The 23,943-nt window shown below is 30.4% G+C and carries 14 protein-coding genes; 10 read left to right on the top strand and 4 right to left on the bottom strand.

The genetic code is table 11. The annotated features are described in order from the left end of the window. The first annotated feature begins 376 nt into the window (after positions 1-376). On the top strand, positions 377-1,507 hold the full coding sequence (locus tag Q0762_RS01950) for a COX15/CtaA family protein (protein WP_298763095.1): 1,131 nt from the start codon (positions 377-379) through the stop codon (positions 1,505-1,507). Positions 1,508-1,673: 166 nt separating this feature from the next. Here Q0762_RS01950 and Q0762_RS01945 read toward each other — a convergent pair whose 3' ends face one another. Then, positions 1,674-2,096: a molybdenum cofactor biosynthesis protein MoaE gene (locus tag Q0762_RS01945; protein ID WP_298763094.1), complete on the bottom strand. Its 423-nt coding sequence runs from the start codon at positions 2,094-2,096 to the stop codon at positions 1,674-1,676. Positions 2,097-2,218: 122 nt separating this feature from the next. Here Q0762_RS01945 and Q0762_RS01940 point away from each other — a divergent pair, with 122 nt between their 5' ends. Then, entirely contained in the window at positions 2,219-2,491 is a 273-nt protein-coding gene (locus tag Q0762_RS01940; RefSeq protein ID WP_298763093.1) for a DUF3817 domain-containing protein, read from the top strand. Between the two features lie 99 nt (positions 2,492-2,590). Here Q0762_RS01940 and Q0762_RS01935 read toward each other — a convergent pair whose 3' ends face one another. The 3 genes from Q0762_RS01935 to Q0762_RS01925 all read right to left on the bottom strand — a co-directional run bounded on the left by Q0762_RS01935 (position 2,591) and on the right by Q0762_RS01925 (position 6,448). Continuing rightward, entirely contained in the window at positions 2,591-2,836 is a 246-nt protein-coding gene (locus tag Q0762_RS01935) for a MoaD/ThiS family protein (RefSeq protein WP_298763092.1), read from the bottom strand. 6 nt (positions 2,837-2,842) lie between these two features. Further along, positions 2,843-5,305: a DUF5686 and carboxypeptidase regulatory-like domain-containing protein gene (locus tag Q0762_RS01930; protein ID WP_298763091.1), complete on the bottom strand. Its 2,463-nt coding sequence runs from the start codon at positions 5,303-5,305 to the stop codon at positions 2,843-2,845. 126 nt (positions 5,306-5,431) lie between these two features. After that, a complete protein-coding gene (locus Q0762_RS01925; protein ID WP_298763090.1) occupies positions 5,432-6,448 on the bottom strand; it encodes a LacI family DNA-binding transcriptional regulator in 1,017 nt (338 codons plus the stop codon). 182 nt (positions 6,449-6,630) lie between these two features. On the opposite strand from Q0762_RS01925, the gene Q0762_RS01920 reads away from it, so the two are divergent. The 8 genes from Q0762_RS01920 to sprA all read left to right on the top strand — a co-directional run bounded on the left by Q0762_RS01920 (position 6,631) and on the right by sprA (position 23,927). Then, the gene (locus Q0762_RS01920; protein ID WP_298763088.1) at positions 6,631-9,258 is read left to right on the top strand and encodes a TonB-dependent receptor; all 2,628 of its coding nucleotides are present in this window, start codon (positions 6,631-6,633) and stop codon (positions 9,256-9,258) included. A gap of 117 nt (positions 9,259-9,375) precedes the next feature. Then, entirely contained in the window at positions 9,376-9,741 is a 366-nt protein-coding gene (locus Q0762_RS01915; RefSeq protein ID WP_298763086.1) for a glutaredoxin domain-containing protein, read from the top strand. Next, complete coding sequence (locus Q0762_RS01910; RefSeq protein WP_298763084.1) at positions 9,731-11,032, top strand: MFS transporter; 1,302 nt, start codon at positions 9,731-9,733, stop codon at positions 11,030-11,032. Before Q0762_RS01915 ends, Q0762_RS01910 begins: the two co-directional genes overlap by 11 nt. 10 nt (positions 11,033-11,042) lie before the next feature. Further along, entirely contained in the window at positions 11,043-11,981 is a 939-nt protein-coding gene (locus tag Q0762_RS01905) for a carbohydrate kinase (RefSeq protein ID WP_298763082.1), read from the top strand. 24 nt (positions 11,982-12,005) lie between these two features. Further along, positions 12,006-13,745 carry a glycosidase gene (locus Q0762_RS01900; RefSeq protein ID WP_298763080.1) on the top strand — a complete coding sequence of 580 codons (1,740 nt, stop codon included), beginning with the start codon at positions 12,006-12,008 and terminating at the stop codon, positions 13,743-13,745. 92 nt (positions 13,746-13,837) lie between these two features. Beyond that, positions 13,838-16,120: an NADP-dependent malic enzyme gene (locus Q0762_RS01895; protein ID WP_298763079.1), complete on the top strand. Its 2,283-nt coding sequence runs from the start codon at positions 13,838-13,840 to the stop codon at positions 16,118-16,120. 102 nt (positions 16,121-16,222) lie between these two features. Then, the gene (gene ruvA / locus Q0762_RS01890; protein ID WP_298763077.1) at positions 16,223-16,804 is read left to right on the top strand and encodes a Holliday junction branch migration protein RuvA; all 582 of its coding nucleotides are present in this window, start codon (positions 16,223-16,225) and stop codon (positions 16,802-16,804) included. A gap of 4 nt (positions 16,805-16,808) precedes the next feature. Next, on the top strand, positions 16,809-23,927 hold the full coding sequence (sprA, locus tag Q0762_RS01885) for a cell surface protein SprA (protein ID WP_298763076.1): 7,119 nt from the start codon (positions 16,809-16,811) through the stop codon (positions 23,925-23,927). The last annotated feature ends 16 nt before the right edge of the window (positions 23,928-23,943 follow it).

Below are 23,943 nucleotides of genomic sequence, written 5' to 3'. Positions count from 1 at the left end.
GGCTTTTTTTGTTCCAAAAAGAAAGTCATAGTTATTCACAAATCCCTTGAAGTTTTTAACAAAAGCAAAAAATATTTAAAAAATCTAAAATTTTAACATTTCTACAAGTATTTAGTTTTCAATATATTACAAGTGTAAAAAACGCAAACTTATTGCTATTACTGACATTCTTAAAAAAGTTAGCAAACCGAAAAAAAATTAAGCGTTTAACGTTTATAGAAAAACATTAAACATTAAATTCACTTATAATTAACATTAATTTTACTTATAAATAGGGTTTTTATTAGGCTATTTAGAACATTTTTACATAGCAAAAAAAGCCATGTCCTTTTTTTAAAAAACTTATTTATAGGTATCTTTGCAAAAAGGTTTTTACATGAAAAAAAGATTCCCAAAAATTGTTCAAATTGCTATAATTTCTGTGTATTTAATTTTTCTAGCAGGCTCTGTTGTAAGAATGACAGGTTCTGGAATGGGCTGCCCTGATTGGCCCAAATGTTTTGGGTATTATATACCACCAACTTCTGAAGAACAAATAACCTGGAAACCCAACACAACCTTTAAAAAAGGATACATTATTATTAAAGATGAAACTTTATATGTTGCAGAACATGATGTAAACACAGCAACTACTTTTTATAGTAAAAATTGGGCTAAATACACCAAACACGATTACAACATATTTAATAAATTTCATACCTGGACAGAATACATAAATCGTTTGGCGTCTGTTTTATCTGGTTTTGTGTTTTTATTTTTAATTTACGGAGCTTTTCTTTTTAGAAAAGAAAACAAACAAATACCAATACTTGCTTTTATTGCTTTTTTCTTAATGCTTTTTGAAGCGTGGTTAGGAAAAACAGTTGTAGACAGCAATTTAACACCAACTATTATTACCATACACATGGTGGTAGGTTTAATTATAATTGCACTTTTATTACGTTTAAAATTTATTGTTTCTAATACAAAAACCTATATATATGACGCTCTTTTTAACAAATTGCTTTTAATATCTGTTATTTTTTCTTTGATACAAATTGCAATGGGCACACAAGTAAGGCAGTTTATAGATGAGCAGGTTAAACTATTTGGTTTCGAAAATAAAAACCTAAGCTTATTAAACCCTAGTTTTAAATTTTACTTTCATAGATCTTTTACCATTGCTATTGTATTGGTTAATTTAGGAATGTTCTATTTAAATCAGATTAAAAATTTAGGTTTTAAACTGGTAAATTGGATTGTTTTCTTAATTTTCTTAGAAATAATTACAGGAATTTTAATGTATTATGCAGAAATTCCTTTTGGTACACAAGCTGTACATTTATTGGCAGGTGCAATTTTATTTGGTTTACAATTTTATTTATGGCTACAAAGTAGGAGAGCTGTTAGTTTTTGGTTTTTGGTTTTTGGTTTTTGGTTTTTGGTTTTTGGTTTTTGGTTTTTGGTTTTTGGTTTTTGGTTTTTAAGAAAAATAAAAAACAGCGTTTTTGCAACTTTACTCAATTAAAAATTGATAAAAATTTTAAAATGTTCTCGCTACAATTGCGATAAAAAATCGAAATCACTTAAACTGACAGACTTTGAAATTTTGAAACTAAAATAATAAAATAACTGCAATTTTAAGACTCAATACCGAAGACTGAGAACTTAGAACTTAGAACTGCAAACTAAAATCATGGATGTGCATTTACCCAAACTTCGCCATCTGAAAAATATTCTTTTTTCCAAATTGGAACTGTTTCTTTTAAAGTATCTATGGCAAATTCACACGCTAAAAAAGCGTTTTTTCTATGTTTAGAAGATGTGGTAATAATTACAGGAATAGCGCCTATTTGTAACATGCCTTCTGCATGATGTATGGCAATTTTTTTTATGTCGAATTTTTCTAAGGCCAAATCTGCAATTTTTTGCATTTCTTTAATTGCCATAGGTTTGTAGGTAGAAAAATCGAGTTGTTTTACTTCTTTACCTTCTGTATCATTTCTAACAGTGCCTACAAAAGCTGCAATTCCGCCACAAGTATCGTCTTCTACAAACGCATAACAATCTTGTAAATCTAGTTTTTCTGATGTAATTTTTATACTTGTTTTTTGCATTTCTTTAACCCCTAAATAAATTCAATTTCAACAAAAATAGGAAAACAAATTCGTATTTTTGTTATGTAAAACTGAATAGCGAAACTTAACCTCTTTGTACCAAAAAAAACAAAACTATCAACATGAAAAAAACATTTAGAATTATTAGTTTTTTAGAAGGAGTTTCTTACTTATTGTTACTTTTTATTGCAGTTCCTATAAAATATTTACAAGGTGATGTTACTTATGTAAAAATGTTGGGTATGCCACATGGACTTTTATTTATGCTGTATATTGTTTTAGCAATTGTTATTCAAAAACAAATGAAATGGAATTTTAAAACTTTAATTATTGTTTTAGCCTGTTCTGTAATTCCTTTTGGTACTTTTTACGTGGATAAAAAGTATTTGCAATAGTTTTTTTTAAGATTGATTAAATCACGTCTTAAAAACATAGATTTTACATAAAATTTCAATTCGGCAATATTTTTTTCTTTGGGAAGATTAAGATAGGAATTACCCTCCACTAACTGGCGGAATTATGGCAACAGTATCATTTTCTTTCAGCAAAAAATTGTTTTCTGCATACGTTTCATTTACAGCAATAGCATAAGAATCTATATTTTTTAATGCTGGATATTTTTCTTGAAGTAACTTTTTAAATTCTGCTACAACAATTTCGTTTTTAACCGCTATTTCTAATTGCGTTTTCCCAACTAAATCTGTTGTTATTCCAAAAAAAAGTGTTGTTATTTTCATCATATATAATTACAGGTTTAATCTAAATACAAAACCATTTTCTTTAATTGCTCCAAATCTAGCACTTACATATTCCATTCTTAAAAAACGCCATTTACCAAAACCTAAGTTTGCCAAACCAATAGAATATTCTGTATACGGATTTTTATCTGCCACAAACAAAGCTTTTCCGCCAGCAACTACATGAAAATTTAATTTATTAAGTAGCGGAATTCTACTTAATAAAGCGCCTTTAAAATTGTGCTCTACATGCATTTCTGCATACTTATCATTGGTGTAAATCTTATAATATTCTAGCAAATTAAAACTATTCAATTCCCTATCAATAGGAAATAATAATTGATTACCGTTTGCTTGTAATTTATCCATAAAAGCAATATCTTTTTTCTTTAAAAAAGCAGCTGCTCTTGTGTGGTAAGAAAACGTACCATAATTACCTGCATTTATATTTTGCTCTATGTTTGCAATAAATACATCTGAATTTAGATTGCTTTTGCTTGCACCAAATCTTTTTATATAGTTTAAACTTATACTAGGAAATTTACTGCCGCCAACACTTACTTTTCTATCTGGATAAGAAAGGTATTTTTGCCCAATTACAAAAGTTGCGCCCAAATTTAAAGTAGCAATAGTATGCGTATTAAAGGCAGGATTATCAAAATCTGTAGGATTTAAAGGGTTGTTAGATGTAAATTTATTGTTTTCTTCTTTTACAAAAGAATAATTTGTTGTGTTAAATAATGGCGATCTTTGAGCATATTCTAAAGACCCAGAAAAATAAATACCATTTTTTATTTGTTCTGAAAAACGCACTCTCGCAAAAGCTTTTTCATATATTTTCATGTAATTGTATCCATAAAGTAAAGAGGAAATAGTGTTATTTAACCTTAAAATAGGTTTTCTACCATTAAATTGTTGTGTAGTAACACCTCCAGAAATGGTTAATCTTGGTTTAGAAAAATTATCCCATTTTTTACTAAAATAAAAAGTAGGTCTTAATCGTTTATCAGAAAAACCATAATTAAAATCTACTCCAGAACTCCACCATTTTCCTTCTTTATTTAAAGCATTAAAATAGCTAAAACCAATAGATGTATATGCACCTTGCACGGTATTAAAACCTGTTTGTAATAAAGGCCCATTGTAAGAAAAAGAACGGTTTTTATAAGAATTATTATGCGTATAACCTGTAAACGGATCCGACCAAGCGAATTTATTACTCTTAACATCTGTAGAATCTAAATATTTTTTAGACTTTTTTAATATTTTAATGCTGTCTTTTACCTTGTAGTCTGCAACCTCTTCATTAGTTAAAGGTACAGGTCTTAGCTTGTTCCAAAAAACCGTGTCTTTTTTTGTTGCATTTTTTTCGAAAGAAAGAATTTCATTAGTAAACGTTTTTGGAGTAAAATTGGGTTTAAAATTATAATCTGAATACGCATAAGAAAACTTTCCATTGGGTTTAAACCCAAAAATAGAAATATCAAAATCTATACTTTGGCTAATTAGAACCCAAGCATTTATTTCTTCTGCATAATTATAACCCTGTTTTAGTTTTAATTCATTTACAATAGGAATATTAACTTGTGCGCCGTTTGTTTTTAAATCGCAACCATACAAAGCCCAATCATCTTCTACAATATATAAAAACCCACTAAAAACCCGATCGTTTTTACGTTTTGGCAGCAATTTTATTTTATTGATTAGTTTACCACTTTTCTCATAAAAAACACCTACCAATTTGTATTTATAATAGTTAAAAGCATTGCTAGAAATTGGTGAAACCAAATCGTTAAAAACTTCAATACTATTTTGGTACAAATCTATATTAGAATCTTCTGCCCTGTTAAAACTAATACCATTGTCTTCTCCAGAAACTTTAGATGCTATAATTTTTTCTTTAAATTTTTTGGGTTTTTTCTGAAACGAAATGTTAGAAAACGTTTCTGATAAATAAATGATACCACTTCTGGTAGAGTCTAAACCGCCACCAAAATCTCCTGTAGATTGTCCGAAAAATTTTTCTGGTGCATCTTTAATTCTTGTTAAACCTCTAGAGTAAAATCTGGCAGTATAATTGGCAAATTTATCGGTATTTTTTTCTTTATTTTCTAAAACCTTTCTAATAATTATATTGGCAGGATTCTCTTTAGTAGAAACTGTAATGGTGTTTAAAGCAACACTTTCTTCAACTAAAACAACATTCAATTCAAAAGGAAAAGAGGTAATATTTATTTCTTTTTTTAATGTTTTAAAGCCCAAGAACTGAAAAACTAAAGTATGTTTTCCTAATTTATTTAAATTTAAAATATATTCTCCATCGTCATTAGAAGTTGTACCTGTTATAGATTTGTCTAAATAGACGCTTACAAAAGACAAAGGTTCATTTTTTACATCTGTAATTTTTCCTTTTACTTGTGCTAAAAAAATGGAGGTAAAGAGTAAGAAAAAGAGCAGCAATTTATTTTTCATGCGTTGGTTTTGATGATTGATAACAAACATAAAATTTATAACGCAAAATTAAAGTTTAAAAAATGTTAAAGCAATGGTATTATTTACCTTTATAAAAAAGTGTTTTTTTACTAGAAATTTATATCATTAGCTTTTAGTAGATTCTCTGATAATTAAATCTGTCTCAAGAACAATATTTTTATAATTAATAACTTTCTTCTTTTTTTTATCTTTTATTTCTTTATAAAGTAATTTAAAAGCGTTTTTACCCATTTCAAATCCAGGTTGATTTATAGTAGTTAAAGATGGAGAAATTACAGATGCCATAAACCAATTGCTAAAACCAATTACATTTATTTGTTCTGGTACTTTAATACCTTGATTATTGAATTCTGATATGGCTCCAATAGCTACTAAATCTGTATTGATAAATATACCATCTACATCTGAATGATCTTTTAAAAGTTGATTGGCATAAAACTTTCCTTCATCAAAACTCATATCATTTAAGAGATATACCAAAGAGGAATCATAAATTATATTGTTATCAGTTAAAGCCTGCTTGTAACCTAAAAAACGATCAATTGAATTTTGAGGCAATAATGGCCCTCTAAAATGCGCAATTCTTTTACATCCAATGTCAATCAAATATTGTGTGGCTTTGTAAGCTGCCTTTCTATCGTCTATGGTTACTTTAGAACATTTTATAACTTTCGCAATTTTATCAAACATCACTAAAGGTGTTTCTTGATTTAATACTTCAGATATATGTTTATAATCTGCAGTACCATTTGCTAAAGAAATTAAAATACCATCAACTCTTTTACTTATTAATAAATCTATCTGTTTTTTTTCTAACTCATAAGACTCGTTAGATTGAAGTGTAATTACCAAATATCCTTTTTTTTCTGCTTGAGAAATAATCCCCTTAATAACACTAGAAAAAAAATGATGTACAATTTCAGGTATTATTAAACCAATAGTTTTAGATTCTTTAGTTCTTAAATTTACAGCAAAAGAATTGGGTTTATAATTTAACATAGCAGCAGTTTCACGAACCAACTTTCTGGTTTTTTTACTAACATCAGGATATTCTTTAAGTGCTTTAGATACTGTAGTTATAGAAATACCCAATTCTTCTGCTATTTGTTTTAGTGTAACCATAATATCTTACTTTTATAGAATTAAACTTTGCTATTTTATCCTGTAAATATAGTAAATTATCTTAATCGAAAACGTTTTCGGAAAATCGAAAACGTTTTCGATTTATTTATTTAATAATTTAAAAACCAATAAAAATACATTTGATAAAAAATAACTAACTTTATTATTAAATTCATATTAAAATGGAAAAACAAATAAACTTTAAAAATTTGCTTTTGATGGTTCTTATGCTATCATCTACAGCTTTTGTTGCCCAGTCAACAATTTCTGGAACTGTTAAAGACAACAGTGGTAATTTAATACCTGGTGTAAACATCCTTTTAAAAGGAACCGCAAAAGGAGCTAGCTCAGATTTTGATGGAAATTATAAAATTAATAATGTAGGTAATGGTACTTATACCTTAATAGCTTCCTACATTGGTTTTGATAACTTTACAAAAGAAGTAATCGTAAATTCTTCAAATATAACTTTAAATATTGTTATTAAAGAAAATGCACAATCTTTAGATGAAATTATTGTAACGGGTGTGGTAAATCCTAAATCTAAATTAGAATCAAGTATTTCTGTTTCTACAGTAGGTATTAAACAAATAGAACAATCTTCACCTAGATCAGCAGGAGAGCTTTTTAGAAGCCTGCCAGGTATTCGTGCTGAATCTTCTGGTGGTGAGGGTAACGCAAACTTTAATGTACGTGGTGTGCCTGTTTCTTCTGGTGGTTCTAGATATTTACAACTACAAGAAGATGGACTTCCTATAATGCTATTTGGTGATACTTCTTTTGGAAATGCAGACAACTTTTTACGTATAGATTCTAATATTGGAAGAGTTGAAGCGATTAGAGGTGGTTCTGCTTCTACGCAAACATCTAATGGTCCTGCAGGTATTATAAACTTGATCAGTAAAACTGGTAGAACAGAAGGTGGTACTATAGGTGCAACTTATGGTTTAGATTTTCAAACTAGTAGATTAGATTTTGAATATGGAACTCCTATTGGAGAAGGTTTATATTATCATGTTGGAGGTTTTATGAGAGTTGGTGAAGGACCTAGAGACATAGGTTACCAAGGAAATAAAGGCGGTCAAATAAAAGCAAACCTTACTAAAGAATTTAAAAATGGTTATGTACGTACTTATTTTAAATATTTAAATGATAGAACTGTAATGTATTTACCAATGCCAGTTAGTTTAACAGGCACAAATGCTAATCCTACTTTTGGAAATTTACCAGGCTTTGATATTACTTCAGACAGTTCACATTCTACAAATATTCAGAATACATTTAGTGTTTACGATGGAAATCCGACACAAAACGACATTAGAGACGGTAACAATCCTGTAAGTGCTTCTTTTGGTGCAGAATTTTCTTTTGACTTAGGTGATAATTGGAAAGTAAATGGTAAAGCTAGATATTCTAATAATTCTGGTCAATGGAACGCTCCGTTTACTGCAAATGTTGGTACTGTAGCAGAAATAGAAGCTTTAGTAAGAGATGCTTCTGGAGCAACTGGCGCTTTAACCTTTCAAGATGGTTCGCCATTTAACCCTTCAAATGGTCTAGCACAAGATATTAGATATTTTGATGTAACTATAGAAGATTTAAGTAACTTTTTTAGCGATGTAAAAGTTTCAAAAGCAATTAATGATAATATAGGTGTTACAGTTGGTATGTTCTCTGCAACTCAAAACACAAAGATAGGATGGCAATGGAGTTCTGCAATTTCTGAAGTAGCAGGAGGTGGAACAGCAAGATTAGGTGTTTTTGATGGATTCTCTCAAGGAGGAGCTTACTCTTTTGGGCAGCCAGTTTGGGGTAACTGTTGTCAAAGAAAATACAATACAGTACATAATGTAAACTCTCCTTATGTAGGTGTAGATGCAGAAATTTCTGAAAAATTAAATTTTGACGGTAGTATTCGTTTCGAAAACGTAAATGTAAACGGAACCATAAACTCTGGTCAATTAAGTAATTTAGATGCAAATGGAGACTTAATTGGTTTTGATTATAATAGTGATGGTGTAATTAGCCCTTTTGAAGAAACAATACCTACAATTGCTGGTAACCCAGGACAAGCTATAAGCGACAATTATAATTTTGTTTCTTTCTCTGCAGGTTTAAACTATAAATTAAATGATGGTGCTGCTATTTTTGGAAGATATAGTAAAGGTGCTTCAGGTAGAGCTGCAGATAGAAATAACTATGGTACAGATGGCTTAGGAGATGTACAATTTGATGAGATTTCTCAATTTGAAGTTGGTTTAAAAAAGAGACTAGATAATGGTGTTTTAAATGTTACAGGTTTTTTAAGTAATACAGATGAAGGTATTAGTAACGAGTTAAATAGAACTGTAGGAAATCCTTTTAAAGCTCTAGGTTTAGAGGTAGAATCTGCATACAGGTTTGGAGATTTTAGTATCAATGGCTCTATTACTTATACAAAAGCAGAAATTGATGGTGGTGATAACAAAGGAAACAAACCAAGAAGACAAGCAGACTTTGTTTACAATTTTGCACCTGCATATTCTTTTGGAGCACAAAAACAACACCTTTTAGGAATCACAGTATTAGGTACATCTGAGTCTTTTGCACAAGATGATAACGACCTTGTAATGCCAGGTTATGCTTACATTAATGCAGTAGCTAAAGTTAGCTTAACAAAAGGATTATCTTTAAGCGTTAATGCAAACAATTTATTCGATACCATTGGAGTTACAGAAGTAGAAGGAAATGGAAATATAGCAGGTGGTTTAGCTGCAGCTAGAACAATTTCTGGACGCTCTACCACAATGACATTACAATATAGTTTTTAAAAAAAGAAAGTTTGTTACTTTTTATTAATTTGAACTAAAAGTGGAGCTAATGATAAATTTATTGGCTCTACTTTTTAAAACAATACAAGCATCTTTAAATTCTAAAATTATTTTAAAATGAAACATTTCATAATTATTGTTCTTTTATTTACATCACTTCAAACCAAAGCACAAGAAGTTTTTCATCAAAATAAAGAATCAAAAAAACAAAAAATGATTGTGTATGGTAGCGATAGTTGCCATAGCTGTTTAGACACAAAAACTTTTTTGAAAGGAAAAAATATTAATTTCACTTATTACGATATTGATGTAAATAAAATAAAGGAACAAGAAATGTTAGTAAAACTTCAAAAAAATAATATTTCTATTCATACTTTAAGTTTACCTGTAGTAGATAGTAAAGGAGATGTTTTTTTAAACAAAGGTAACCTACAAGAGTTTTTAAAAGTTTTAGCTAAAAAAATAGAAAAAGATGAAAATTAAAAAACCCACACTAAGCTTTTGGCAAATACTAAATATGAATGTTGGTTTTTTTGGAATTCAATATAGTTTTGGCTTGCAACAAAGTGCAGTAACGCCAATTTATGATTTCTTAGGTGCAAGTCCAGATCAAATTCCAATTTTACATCTTGCTGGTCCAGTAACAGGTCTATTAGTACAACCTATTATTGGAGCTTTGAGTGATAAAACTTGGAGCCCAAAGTTTGGAAGACGTAAACCCTATTTTTTAATAGGAGCCATTTTATGTAGCTTAACTTTATTCATTTTCCCATACAGTAGTTCTTTATGGATGGCAGCTGGTTTATTATGGATATTAGATGTAGGTAACAACACTGCAATGGAACCTTATAGAGCTTTAATTGCAGATAATTTAGATGAAAAACAACAACCCCTAGGCTTTCAAATGCAAAGTTTCTTTACAGGTTTAGGGCAAGTATTAGCAAACTTATCTTTATTTATTTTCCCTTTAATTTTTATTGGAACAACAGGTTCTTTACCTACATGGGTATATGCATCATTCTTTTTAGGTGCAATTTGCTCAATAGCAACAGTGTTATGGAGTAATTACAAAATAAAAGAAATACCGCCAACTCCAGAGGAAATAGAAAAATTAAAAGAAAAAAGAAGTGTTTTAGAACCTTTTATTGAAATTTTTTCTGCCATAAAAGATATGCCTAAAGTAATGTGGCAATTGGCTTTGGTATACCTATTTCAATGGTATGCATTATTTTGTTATTGGCAAAATTCATCTAAAAGTGTAGCTCTTTCTGTTTGGAATGTAACACCAGAAAATAAAGAAGCATATAGTGAAGCGGTAAGTTGGACTGGTTTAGTAAACGGTTGGTATAATGTTGTAACTTTTTTAGTAGCCTTTGCTTTAGTAGGTTTTGCAAAAAAATATAGCCCCAAAAAAGTACATGCCTTTTGCTTACTAATAGCAGCTATTGGCTTTCTGGCATTTCCACATATCGAAAATAAGAATATGTTATTCTTTGCCATAACAGGCTTTGGTATTGGTTGGGCTAGTATGATGGGAATTCCATATCTAATGGTTGTTTCAGACATTCCTAAAGAACGTTATGGAGTTTATATGGGAATTATTAATATGATGATTGTAATTCCAATGATTATCCAAACCTTATCTTTTGGATATATTTTAAAAACCTTCTTGAACAACGATCCAAGAAATGCCATCACATTTGCAGGAGTTCTATTAGTATTAAGTGCAACATTTACACTCTTTATCAAAAGTAAAAAAGAAGTAAATTATTAATTAAAAAGATTTGAAAAATAATATTAAAAATATAGATATTTTATGTATAGGAGAAGTTTTAGTAGACTTTATAGGCCATCAAAACAATGTGCTAATAAACGAAACTAGAGACTACCACAGATATTTAGGTGGTTCGCCTGCAAACGTGGCTATGAACTGCAAAAGATTGGGCTTGTCCTCTACTTTAGTTTCCACTGTTGGAAATGATGGTTTTGGAGAATACATTTTTAAAAGGTTAAAAGAAATTGGTATTAATACCTCAAATATTAAAACATTAGAAAACAAATCTACAAGTGTTATTTTTGTTTCAAAATCTAATGGAACACCAGATTTTATGCCTTACAGAAATGCAGATTATCACATTTCAGAAGATCAAATTACTACTGAAATTTTATCTCAAACCAAAATTTTTCATACTACCTGTTTTGCGCTAAGTAAAAATCCTGCACAAAAAACAATTCTTAAAAAAGCTGAAGAAGCCTACAAAAAAGGATGCAAATTAAGTATCGATATCAATTACGCTAAAGAACTCTGGGACATTAAAGAAGAAGCTTTACAAGTAATTAAAAATTATTGTAAATTCAATCCATTAATAAAAATTAGTGAAGATGATATGTTGCGTCTTTTCGAAAAACAACTTCCACATCAAGAAATTTTTGACTTCTTTCACTATTTAGGCGTAAAAACTGTTTGCTTAACGTTAGGAAGTGAAGGGGTAAAACTTTCTCAAAAAGGAAAAGACATTATTCAATTACCCGCTATAAAAATAGAAAAGGTAATGGATACAACAGGCGCTGGAGATGCTTTTTGGTCTGGCTTTTTATTTGCCTACATAAAAGAAAAATCTATTGAAGATTGTTTGCAAATTGCTTTAAAGTTAGCAGCTTTAAAACTACAAAACGTAGGTAGATTACCTAACAATATCAATATATTATCAAAACTTTTATAAGTTTTACTAAAAAACACCTTTTTTATGTCATCAGAAAAAAATACTACTATTTCTAATGGTGTTATGTTAAATGCATATCCAGATAGTATTGGAACAAATTTAAGTGATACTATTAAAATGCTTCAAAAAGAAGAATTTAAAAATGTGTTTTCTTTGTTTTATGTGTTACCTACTTTCTTTAATAGCGATTTAGATAGAGGTTTTTCTATTATTGATTATAATATAAACGAAGAATTAGTTTCTAAAGACGATTTAAAAGCCTTAAAAGAATTAAATATCGAGTTAAAATTTGACATTGTTTTAAATCATCTTTCTGTAGCTTCTCCGCAATTTAAAGATCTTTTAAAAAACGGAGAGAAATCAAAATTTAAAGATTTTTTTATCAACTGGAACGAATTTTGGAAAGGTAATGGTAAGTATAATGATGATGATATCATTGTGCCAAAAGAAGAATTTCTCAATAAATTGTTTATGAGAAAATCAGGACTTCCAATATTAAAAGTTCCTTTTCCAGATGGTTCTGAAAAGCCTTATTGGAATACTTTTTATCAAAACATAACACATAACAAAATTAAAGTAGAAGATTTAACTTGTATTAAGGGTTTAGGTGTAAATAATGCTATTTTAATTTGCGAAAAAGTAAATTTCGCAATCGATAATAATTTAGATTTAAAAACTTTTCAATTTAATGAAATAGAACAGTATAAAGAAAAAGTACTTAAAATAGTTTATAGAAAAAGTTCGTTTTTAGGTCAAATGGATGTAAATGCAAAATCTGAATTAGTTTGGGCGTTTTATGAAGAAACTTTAGCCAAAGTAAAAAGTTTTGGATGCTCTATTTTAAGATTAGATGCATTTGCATACTTACATAAAGAAGTTGGACAAACTAATTTTTTTAACAAACCAGGTACTTGGCAGTATTTAGAGAGAATTAACCAAATTGCTAAAAAGAACGATTTAATTCTATTACCAGAAATTCATGCAGAATATGGTTTAAATCTACATAATGAAGTCGCAAAAGAAAACTATCCCATTTATGATTTTTTCTTACCTGGTTTAATGATTCACACACTTGAAACAGCAAATAATACAGCTTTATTAACTTGGATTAACGAAATTATAGCCAAAAAATATAAAACTGTAAATATGTTAGGTTGTCATGATGGAATTCCTGTTTTAGACTTAAAGGGGAAAGAAGTTAATGGTATTTATAATAAGGGACTTTTAGAAGATTCTGAAATTGAATCGATAATGAATACCATTATAGAGCGTGGAGGAAGAGTAAAAAATCTATACGACCCATCAGGTAAAAAGATATCTTATTATCAAGTTAATGCCACTTTTTTTAGTGCTTTGGGTGAAGATGAAAAAAAATTATTACTTGCAAGAGCTATTCAAATGTTTATGCCAGGTATTCCTCAAGTTTGGTATTTAGATATTTTTGCTGGTAAAAACAACTATAAAGCTGTAGAGAAAGGTGGTAGTGGTGCTCATAAAGAAATTAACAGAACAACACTTTCTAAAGAAGACATAGAAGAAGGTTTGCAAACAGAAATTGTTAAAAATCAACTAAAGATAATGCGATTAAGAAATACTTTAAAAGCATTTTCTGGTAGCATAAACATCAATAACTCTAAAGAAAACGTTTTAGATATTTCTTGGCAAAATAATCAAGAATTTGCACACTTAAAAGCCGACTTAGTTTCATTAACTTTTTGTATCAGTTATTTAGAAAACGATTTCATAAAAAAATTGAAATTTTAATACCTATTTAAACTTATTATTATTTCATAATTTCATTTTCTCTTTCATTGAAAACCATATCTTTGTAAGCTATAAATTAGAAGAATAATTTTATGAGCGATTCTAGAAAAAGACACGAAGCATTAATTTATCATGCAAAACCAAAACCAGGTAAAATAGCTGTAGTTCCTACAAAAAAATATGCAACACAGCACGATTTAGCCTTAGCTTACTCTCCAGGTGTTGCAGAACCTTGTTTAGAAATTGCAAAAGACAATAATAACGTTTATAAATATACCTCTAAAGGGAATTTAGTAGCAGTAATTTCTAACGGAACTGCCGTTTTAGGTTTAGGAGATATTGGTCCAGATGCCTCTAAACCTGTTATGGAAGGTAAAGGTTTACTGTTTAAAATATTTGCAGATATAGATGTTTTTGATATTGAAGTAGACGCTACAGATGTAGATAAATTTATAGAAACTGTAAAAGCTATTGCACCTACTTTTGGTGGTATTAATCTAGAAGATATTAAAGCTCCTGAAGCTTTTGAGATAGAAAATAGACTAAAAGAAGAATTAGACATTCCTGTAATGCATGATGACCAACATGGAACTGCAATAATTTCTGCAGCCGCGTTAAAAAATGCAATAGACATCTCAGAAAAAGACATTACCAAAGTAAAAATAGTAGTAAGTGGCGCTGGTGCAGCTGCAATTTCTTGTACAAGATTATACCTTAAATTAGGTGTAAAAAGAGAAAATGTGGTTATGTGCGATAGTAAAGGTGTTATAAGAAAAGATAGAGGTAATTTATCTTCGCAAAAAGCAGAGTTTGCAACAGACAGAGATTTAGACACCTTAGAAAGCGCAATGAAAAATGCCGATGTTTTTATTGGTTTATCTATGCCTGGTTTAGTAACTCCAGCAATGTTGTTATCTATGGCAAAAAACCCAATTGTTTTTGCTATGGCAAACCCAGTACCAGAAATAGATTACGATTTAGCAATTGCAACAAGAGAAGATATTATTATGGCCACAGGAAGGTCAGACAACCCAAACCAAGTAAATAATGTACTTGGTTTCCCGTTTATTTTTAGAGGCGCTTTAGATGTAAGAGCCACTAAAATTAACGAAGAAATGAAAATGGCTGCCGTACACGCCTTGGCAGATTTGGCAAAAAAATCTGTACCAGAGCAGGTAAATATTGTGTATGATGAAGTAAGTTTAACTTATGGCAAAGAATACATTATACCAAAACCATTTGACCCAAGATTAATCTATGAAATACCGCCAGCAATTGCAAAAGCAGCAATGGATTCTGGTGTAGCTTTAGAACCCATAGAAGATTGGAACCAGTATAGAGAAGAATTAATGGAGCGTTCTGGCTCTGGCAGTAAAGAAGTAAGATTATTGCACAACAGAGCAAAAAGCAATCCTAAAAAAATAGTATTTGCAGAAGCAGATCAATTAGATGTTTTAAAAGCAGCACAAAGGGTTTACGAAGAAAAAATTGGTTTGCCAATATTGTTGGGTAGAAAAGAACTTATTTTAGATTTAAAAGAAGAAATTGGTTTTACTGGTGATGTACCTATTCTAGATCCAAAAACAGACGAAGAAAATGAAAGAAGAGAGCGTTTTGGTGAAGTTTACTGGCAAAAAAGGCAACGAAAAGGACGTACTTTTTCTGAAGCAAAAAAATTAATGCGAGAACGCAATTATTTTGCAGCAATGATGGTAAATGAAGGTGAAGCAGATGCCTTAATTACTGGGTATTCTAGACCTTATCGTTCTGTAATAAAACCTATTTTAGAGTTGGTAGAAAAAGACAAAGGCGTTTCTAAAATTGCAGCTTGTAACTTAATGTTAACAAAACAAGGACCTTTATTTTTAGCAGATACTACCATTAATGAAAATCCGTCTGCAAAAGAATTGGCCAAAATTGCACAAATGACAGGTAATTTTGCAAGCATGTTTGGTATGAAACCAAATATTGCCATGTTATCTTTTTCTAACTTTGGTTCTTCTAAATCAGAAACCTCTAAAAAAATTAGAGAAGCCGTTTCTTTTATCCATCGTCATTTTCCTGATGTAGTAATTGATGGGGAAATTCAAGCAGATTTTGCTTTAAATCCAGAATTATTGGCAAAAGAATTTCCGTTTTCTAAATTAAATGGTAAAAAAGTTAACGTTTTAATTTTCCCGAATTTAGAATCGGCAAACATTACTTATAAATTATTAAAACAAGTTAACCAAGCAGAATCTATAGGACCTGTAATTTTAGGATTAGACAAACCTGTGCATATTTTACAATTGGGCGCAAGTGTAGATGAAATGGTAAACATGGCAGCTTTAGCTGTAGTAGACGCACAACAAAAAGAAAAAAGAGGTAATAATTAAGAAGTTGAAAAACTTTTATATTTTTAACTCTTTTAAAGACAAAAGTTGAACAAATTTTATTAAAAAATAAAAAGCGTTACTTTAGTCGCATTAAAAAAAGTTATGATTACACAAGTTAGAGGAAGATTGGTTGAAAAAAACCCAACAGAAGTTGTAGTAGATTGCAATGGTGTTGGTTATTTATTACACATTTCTTTAAATACATTTTCTGCCTTACCTACAGATGAAAACGTAGTTTTATACACCCATTTGTCTATTAGAGAAGATGCGCACACACTTTTTGGTTTTATCAACAAAACAGAAAGAGAAGTTTTTAAGTTATTAATTTCTGTTTCTGGTGTTGGGCCTAGCATTGCAAGAACCATGTGTTCTTCTATGACATCAGAAGAAATACAAAATGCAATAGCATCAGAAAACGTAAGTTTAATACAATCTGTAAAAGGTATTGGTGCCAAAACTGCACAAAGAGTAATTGTAGATTTAAAAGATAAAATACTAAAAACGTTTAATGTAGATGAAGTTTCTGCCATTACAAACAATACAAACAAAGATGAAGCGTTATCTGCTTTAGAAGTTTTAGGTTTTAATAGAAAACAGTCTGACAAGATAATCTCAGGCATCTTAAAAGAAAACGCAGAAGCTTCTGTAGAACAAATTATAAAATTAGCTTTAAAAAGCCTTTAATACTTTGAATACCTTTTTTAAAAAAACTTTCCTTTTTTTACTAGTTACTTTCTCGGTAAAATTAGCTACTTACGCTCAAAAGAATACAGCCCAAGATTCTACAAGAGTACGTAAAGACTCTGTAAATTTGCGTTATAATTTTAAAAACACGCAAAAAGGTGGTTTATTTTTAAATGATTTGGCCAAAAAAGAAATCATTTTTGATAAAACCTTAAACCGTTATGTAATTCTAGAAAAAATAGGAAATTATTGGACCAGAACACCAATTTTCTTAACACCTAGAGAATATAAAGAATACAGATTAAAAAGAGATATGTTGCAATACTTTAAAGATAAAGTTAGTGCAGCAGACGGAAAGAAAAAAGGAGCCAAAGACGCTCAAAAAGATTTATTGCCCACATATTACGTAGATTCTAAATTTTTTGAAACCATTTTTGGCGGTACAGCAATTAAAGTAACACCAACAGGTAACTTAAATTTAAAATTAGGTTTTATTTATCAAAACACAGAAAACCCACAAATTTCTGAAGAAAATAGAAGTAACCTAAATTTTGATTTCGATCAACAAATTAATGCCAGTATAAGAGCAAAAGTAGGAGAACGTTTAGAGTTTACTGCAAACTATGATACACAGGCCTCTTTCGATTTTCAAAATTTGGTAAAAATTGGTTTTACACCAACAGAAGATGATATAATACAAGGTTTAGAAGCGGGTAATGTTGCTATGCCTATTAAAAACTCTTTAATTAATGGTGCACAAAGTCTTTTTGGTGTAAAAGCAGATTTAAAGTTTGGTAACACCAATATTACCACAGTTTTTTCTCAACAAAATTCAGAAAGTAAAACCGTGGTTGCAGAAGGTGGTGCCTCTATACAACCGTTTGAATTGAGAACTACAGATTATGATAATGACAGACACTTTTTTTTATCGCAATATTTTGTAGACAATTATGCAAATGCATTAAAAAATTATCCGCTAATTAGCAGTCCAATAAATATTACTAGGGTAGAAGTTTGGATTACCAATAGAAATTCAAGTACAGAAGATTTTAGAAGTATTGTTGCCTTAGCAGATATTGGAGAAACCAATTTGCCAGTAATGGTAAACCAAACAGGTAATGTAAATGCTACAAACCCACCAATGCTGTCTGGTGTTAATTTACCAACCAATGAATCTAATAATTTAGCCACATTATTAACAGAAAATAGTGGTATTAGAGATGTTTCTACAATAGACGGCACATTATCATCATTTATGATGCAAAATGGTACAGATTATTCCATTTTAGAAAATGCTAGAAAATTACAAGAAAACGAATATCGATTAAACCCACAACTTGGTTTTATTTCTTTAAATAGAAGGTTAAATGATGGAGACGTTTTAGCAGTTGCTTATGAATATACTGTAGCTGGAAACGTAACAGGTAGCAGTAAAAATTCTTTTAAAGTTGGTGAATTTTCTAATGATGGTATACAAGCACCAAGTAATTTGGCTGTAAAATTACTGCGTAGTGAAGTTTTACAAACCTTTAGACCAAACCCAACTACAGGAGAAAGTGAATCTTTTCCTACATGGCGTTTAATGATGAAAAATGTATATGCATTGGGTGCATTTCCATTATCTCAAGACGGTTTTAGATTCGAAATACAATATAGAGATGACCAAACTGGTATACCATCTAACGTGCTACAAAATGCACAAACACCAGGTATTACCAATCAACCTTTATTACAAGTTTTAAATTTAGACCAATTAGACCAAAGTCAGGCAAGAGAACCCGATGGTTTTTTCGATTATGTAGAAGGCATTACCGTAAATTCACAAAACGGATTCATCTTTTTCCCTACTCCAGAACCGTTTGGTAACGATCTAGAAAATGAACTTACAAATCCTGCAGATGCTTCCTTTTTATTCAAAGAATTATATTTAAATACAAAAATAAACATCAAAAATAATTTTCAGAATAAAGATAAATATTTTCTAAAAGGATATTTTAAATCAGAAAGTTCTGGAGGTATACCTATTGGGGCGTTTAACGTACCAAGAGGTTCTGTTAGAGTTTCTGCTGGTGGAAGACAATTGGTAGAAGGTATAGATTATGTAGTAGATTATCAATTGGGTAGAGTACAAATTATAGATCCTGGTTTACAAGCTTCTGGAGTACCTATTAGCGTTTCTACAGAAAATAATGCCGTATTTAATCAACAAAGAAAAACCTTTATGGGTATAGATGTTGAGCATAAATTTTCTGATGATTTTATAATTGGAGGTACCATATTAAATGTTGAAGAAAGACCTTTAACGCCAAAGGTTAATTTTGGTTCAGACCCCATAAATAATACCATGTTAGGGTTTAATTTTAACTACGCTACAGAAGTTCCGTTTTTTACAAAATTAGCCAACAAGTTACCATTTGTAGATACAGATGCGCCCTCTAATTTATCCGTTAAAGGAGATATGGCATATCTTATACCAGGTACACCAAGTGGTATAGATGTTGCAGGAGCAGCAACTTCGTATATAGATGATTTTGAAGCTTCTCAAATACCTATAAGTTTACTATCTCCTTTAGATTGGTACGAAGCCAGTACACCAAGATTTTTCCCGAATTTAAATGGACAAAGTGAAGGATTGGAATACAATTACAAAAGAGCAAAATTAGCTTGGTATGCTATAGATCAAATTTTTTACGGAATTGGTGAAACACCAGCAAGTATAGATGCAGATGAACTTTCTAGAGCAGAAACTAGACAAATTAATTTTGGAGAATTGTTTCCAAATTTACAATTAGATATTACCCAAAATTCTTTGGTAAGAACGTTAGATTTAGCCTATTTCCCGCAAGAAAGAGGTTCTTATAATTATGATCCTTCTGCAAATATTATAGAAGGTAAAGTAAGCCTACCAAATCCAGAAACAAGGTGGGCAGGTATTACCAGACCTTTAAGTACCAATAACTTTGACCAAGCCAATGTAGAGTATATGCAGTTTTGGATTATGGATCCTTATGAAAATTATTCTTTAACAGAAGCAGAAGGATTACCAAGTGGCATTAATCCTGAAAACCCTGTAAATCAAGTAGGAGATTTATACATTAACTTGGGTAATATCTCTGAAGACATTCTAAAAGATAACCGTAAAATGTACGAAAACGGTTTACCAGAAGATGGTTTAAAAATAGCAGGTAATAATGTAAATAGGACCACTTGGGGAGATGTACCTAGAAACCCATCTATTATTTATGCTTTTAATGAAGACAATAGCGCAAGAACCAATCAAGATATTGGTTTTGATGGTTTAAATGATGAGGAAGAAAGAAACCTTCCAGGAATTGGCAGATTTGCTTCTTTAGAAGACCCAGCTGCAGATAATTTTCAATTTTTTAGAGGCAGTAATTTAGATGCAATAGACGCGTCTTTAATTACCAGATATAAAGACTTTAATAATACCCAAGGAAACTCGCCAACACTAAGTCAAGGTGGCGAAGCTTTTCCAACTTCCTCCACAACGTTTCCTGATGTAGAAGACATCAATAGAGACCAAACCATGAATACGGTAGAGAGTTATTATGAATATAAAATATCTTTAAACAAAGCGGCTTTAAGAAAAGGTGTTGGTTTTATTGTTGATGAAAAAACAACTACAGTTACTTTAGAAAATGGTACCACGCAAGAAAGTAAATGGTATCAATTTAGAGTACCCGTTAGAACAGGAACACCTGTAAACGGAATTTCAGACTTTAATAGCATTCGATTTATGCGTATGTTTTTAACTAACTTTAAAATGCCTGTAGTTATTCGTTTTGGCGAATTAGATTTAGTTCGTGGAGATTGGAGACGCTATGTAAGAACATTAGATCCAGCTCTTAACCCAGATAGAGAATTAACACAAGATGAACTTAATGATTTTGAAGTTGGTGTAGTTAGTATAGAACAAAATGAAGGTAGTTATATACAACCACCAGGTATAGAGCGCGAACGTTTACAAGGTAGTACAACCGTACAATTACAAAATGAACAATCTGTTACCTTAAAAGTTAACCAATTACAACCCGAAAAAGTAAGGGCTATTTACAAAAACATTAGTGTAGATTTAAGACGTTTTAAAAACTTACAAATGTTTATGCACTTGCAAAATAACACATCAGAAATTGGTTTAAATGATGGTGATTTTAGTGCTATTATAAGATTAGGTACAGATTTAAATGAAAATTTCTATCAGATAGAACTTCCTTTAACTGTCTCTAGACAAGGAACAACAGCGTTAGATATTTGGCCAGAAGCCAATAATCTAGATGCATTTTTAGAAGGTTTTGGCTTGGTTAAACTAGAAAGAGATGCTTTAGGACCAACCATAGCGCCAATAAATGAAATATATACATCTACAACACAAGCTATAGATTTACCATACAGCATTAGTGTAAAAGGTAACCCAACTTTGGCAGAATTAAGAACCATAATGTTGGGTATAAAAAACACTTCTTTAACCACAAAAAGCGGAGAAGTTTGGTTTAATGAATTGCGTTCTTCTGGTTTTGATAATGATGGTGGTTGGGCAGCAGTAGTAAATGCAGATGCAAATTTTGCAGATGTAGCCAATGTATCTCTTGCAGGTAGCATGTCTACTATTGGTTTTGGTAATGTAGAAGATAGAGTTAATCAACGTAGTTTAGACGAAACAAAACAATATGATATTGCAACAACCGTACAATTGGGTAAAGTATTAACACCAAAAAATTGGGGTATACAATTGCCTATGAGTTATAGTATTGGAGAAATTTTTATAGACCCTAAATTTGACCCACAATACCAAGATGTAACCTTAGCAGATGCTGTTGAACAAAATCCTAATAGTGAGTTCTCTAGAGATTATACAAAAAGAACAAGCATTAGTTTTATCAATGTAAAGAAAAATAGAAACCCTAATTCTACCAAAAAGCCTGCCTTTTATGATGTAGAAAATCTTAACTTTTCTTACGCACATAACAAAGAATTTCATAGAGATTATAACATTCAAAAATTTATAAATGAAAATGTAAATGCTGGCGCCACGTACAATTATAACTTTGAAGGGAAATCTATAGAACCTTTTAAAAATAGTGCGTTTTTTAAGCATAAATACTGGAAACTTATAAAGGACTTTAATTTTAATCCTGTACCCACAACATTTGCCTTAAATTCTAAAATTAATAGAAATTATACAGAACAACAGTCTAGAAATTTAGTTCCTGGCTTATCTCCACAACCTGAGTTAAAACAACGCAGATTTTTATTTGATTGGGATTATACGATTGCTTTCGACCTTACCAAATCAATACAATTAAACTTTAACGCAACAAACAGCCATATTTTTGATACGTTTGGAACCGGAGAAGACATACAAATATTTGATGATTTCTTTAATTTAGGTAGAGCCAACCAATACCACCAAAAATTAAACGGAACCTACCAATTGCCTATAGATAAAGTGCCTTTTTTAAGCTGGATAAAAGCAGATTATGCATACACTGCAGATTTTGATTGGCAAGCTGCAGCACAAAGTACCATTGATGTTAACGGTGTAGATGTACCTTATGTAGATTTAGTGGGTAATGTAATTCAGAATGCAAATACGCACAATTTAAATACCACTTTTAATTTTTCTAAATTTTACAAAGGTTTAGGTTTCGAAAAATTATTACTTACTAAAAACCAAAGAAAAAACGCTAAAGGAAAAAAAGGTGTTGGCTTACCTCCAGCTCCAAGAAGAGGCAAGCAAAAGAAAAAACTTCCTTTAGGAAAAAAAGTTTTAAAAGTTACTTATGATTTAATTACCTCTGTAAAGCAAGCAAAAATAAGTTATTCAGAAAATAACGGACAATTTTTACCAGGTTATGACCAAAATATTGGCTTTTTAGGTGGCTCACCTACTAGCTTTGCTTTTGGTAGCCAAGTAGATATTAGAAGTAAAGCGCTAGAAAATGGTTGGTTAGTAGCACCAAGAGATCCAGAGAATAGCGAATATTATAATAAAACCTATAGCAGAACTAGCTTTAATAAAGTAGACTATACTTTTACGTTAAAACCTTTTAAAGATTTAAACATAGATGTTAGAGGAAACAACATTAAAACAAGAGATTTATCTCAACAAATAGATGTTGTGCTAAATGGTACAGAAAATGGTGCCTTAGATTTTAGTGCACCTGCATTTGAAACTGGTAATTTTAGTTCTAGCTTTTACATGTTAGGTACCGCTTTTACAGATGGCGATGCATTGTTTCAACAAATGAGAGATTCTAGAGCCATTATTGCCAACAGATTAGCAAATGAATCTGGTGCGCCAGTAGAAGGTTATGGAGAAAATAGTCAACAAGTATTGTTACCTGCATTTATGGCAGCATATTCTGGTAGAGATCCCAATAAAGTAAACAAAAGTCTGTTTAGAAATATACCATTACCCAATTGGACTTTGCGTTATAATGGCCTAATGAAGTTAGATTTCTTTAAAAAGAATTTTAGCACATTTGTTCTTTCACATGGTTATAAATCATCATACACTGTATCTAGCTTTACTAATAATTTACAATACAATGCTGCAGATCCATTTGCGATAACAAACTCTTCTGGAAATTATGAACCCGAATTATTAATTGCTGCAGCAACTTTGGTAGACGAATTTTCTCCTTTAGTTAAAGTAGATATGAAAATGAAAAATTCTTTTTCTTTTAGAGGTGAAGTAAAAAGAGATCGCACGCTTACTATGAATTTTAACAATAGCACACTAACAGACATTAAAGGAACAGAATATATCTTTGGTTTAGGTTATGTCTTTAAAGATGTAAAAGTTAAAACGCGTTTTACGGGTAAAAAAACAAACCTAAAAGGAGATATTAATTTAAGAGGAGATATTTCTTTAAGAGACAACTTAACACAAATTAGAGCAATAGATGAAGATAACGACCAAATTAGTGGTGGACAAAGATTATTTTCTATTAAATTTACAGCAGATTACAGGTTAAGTAGTAACTTAACGGCATCTTTTTATTACAACCATCAAACCTCTAGATATGCAATTTCTACAACATTTCCTAGACAAGCTATAAATGGTGGTTTTAATATAATTTATAATTTAGGAGGCAATTAAAATTAATCATATAAAA

Source organism: uncultured Polaribacter sp., from assembly GCF_947495205.1.
Taxonomy (GTDB): Bacteria; Bacteroidota; Bacteroidia; order Flavobacteriales; family Flavobacteriaceae; genus Polaribacter.
The sequence above is the reverse complement of the archived record's forward strand: the minus strand, read 5'-3'. Positions and strand labels throughout refer to the sequence as shown.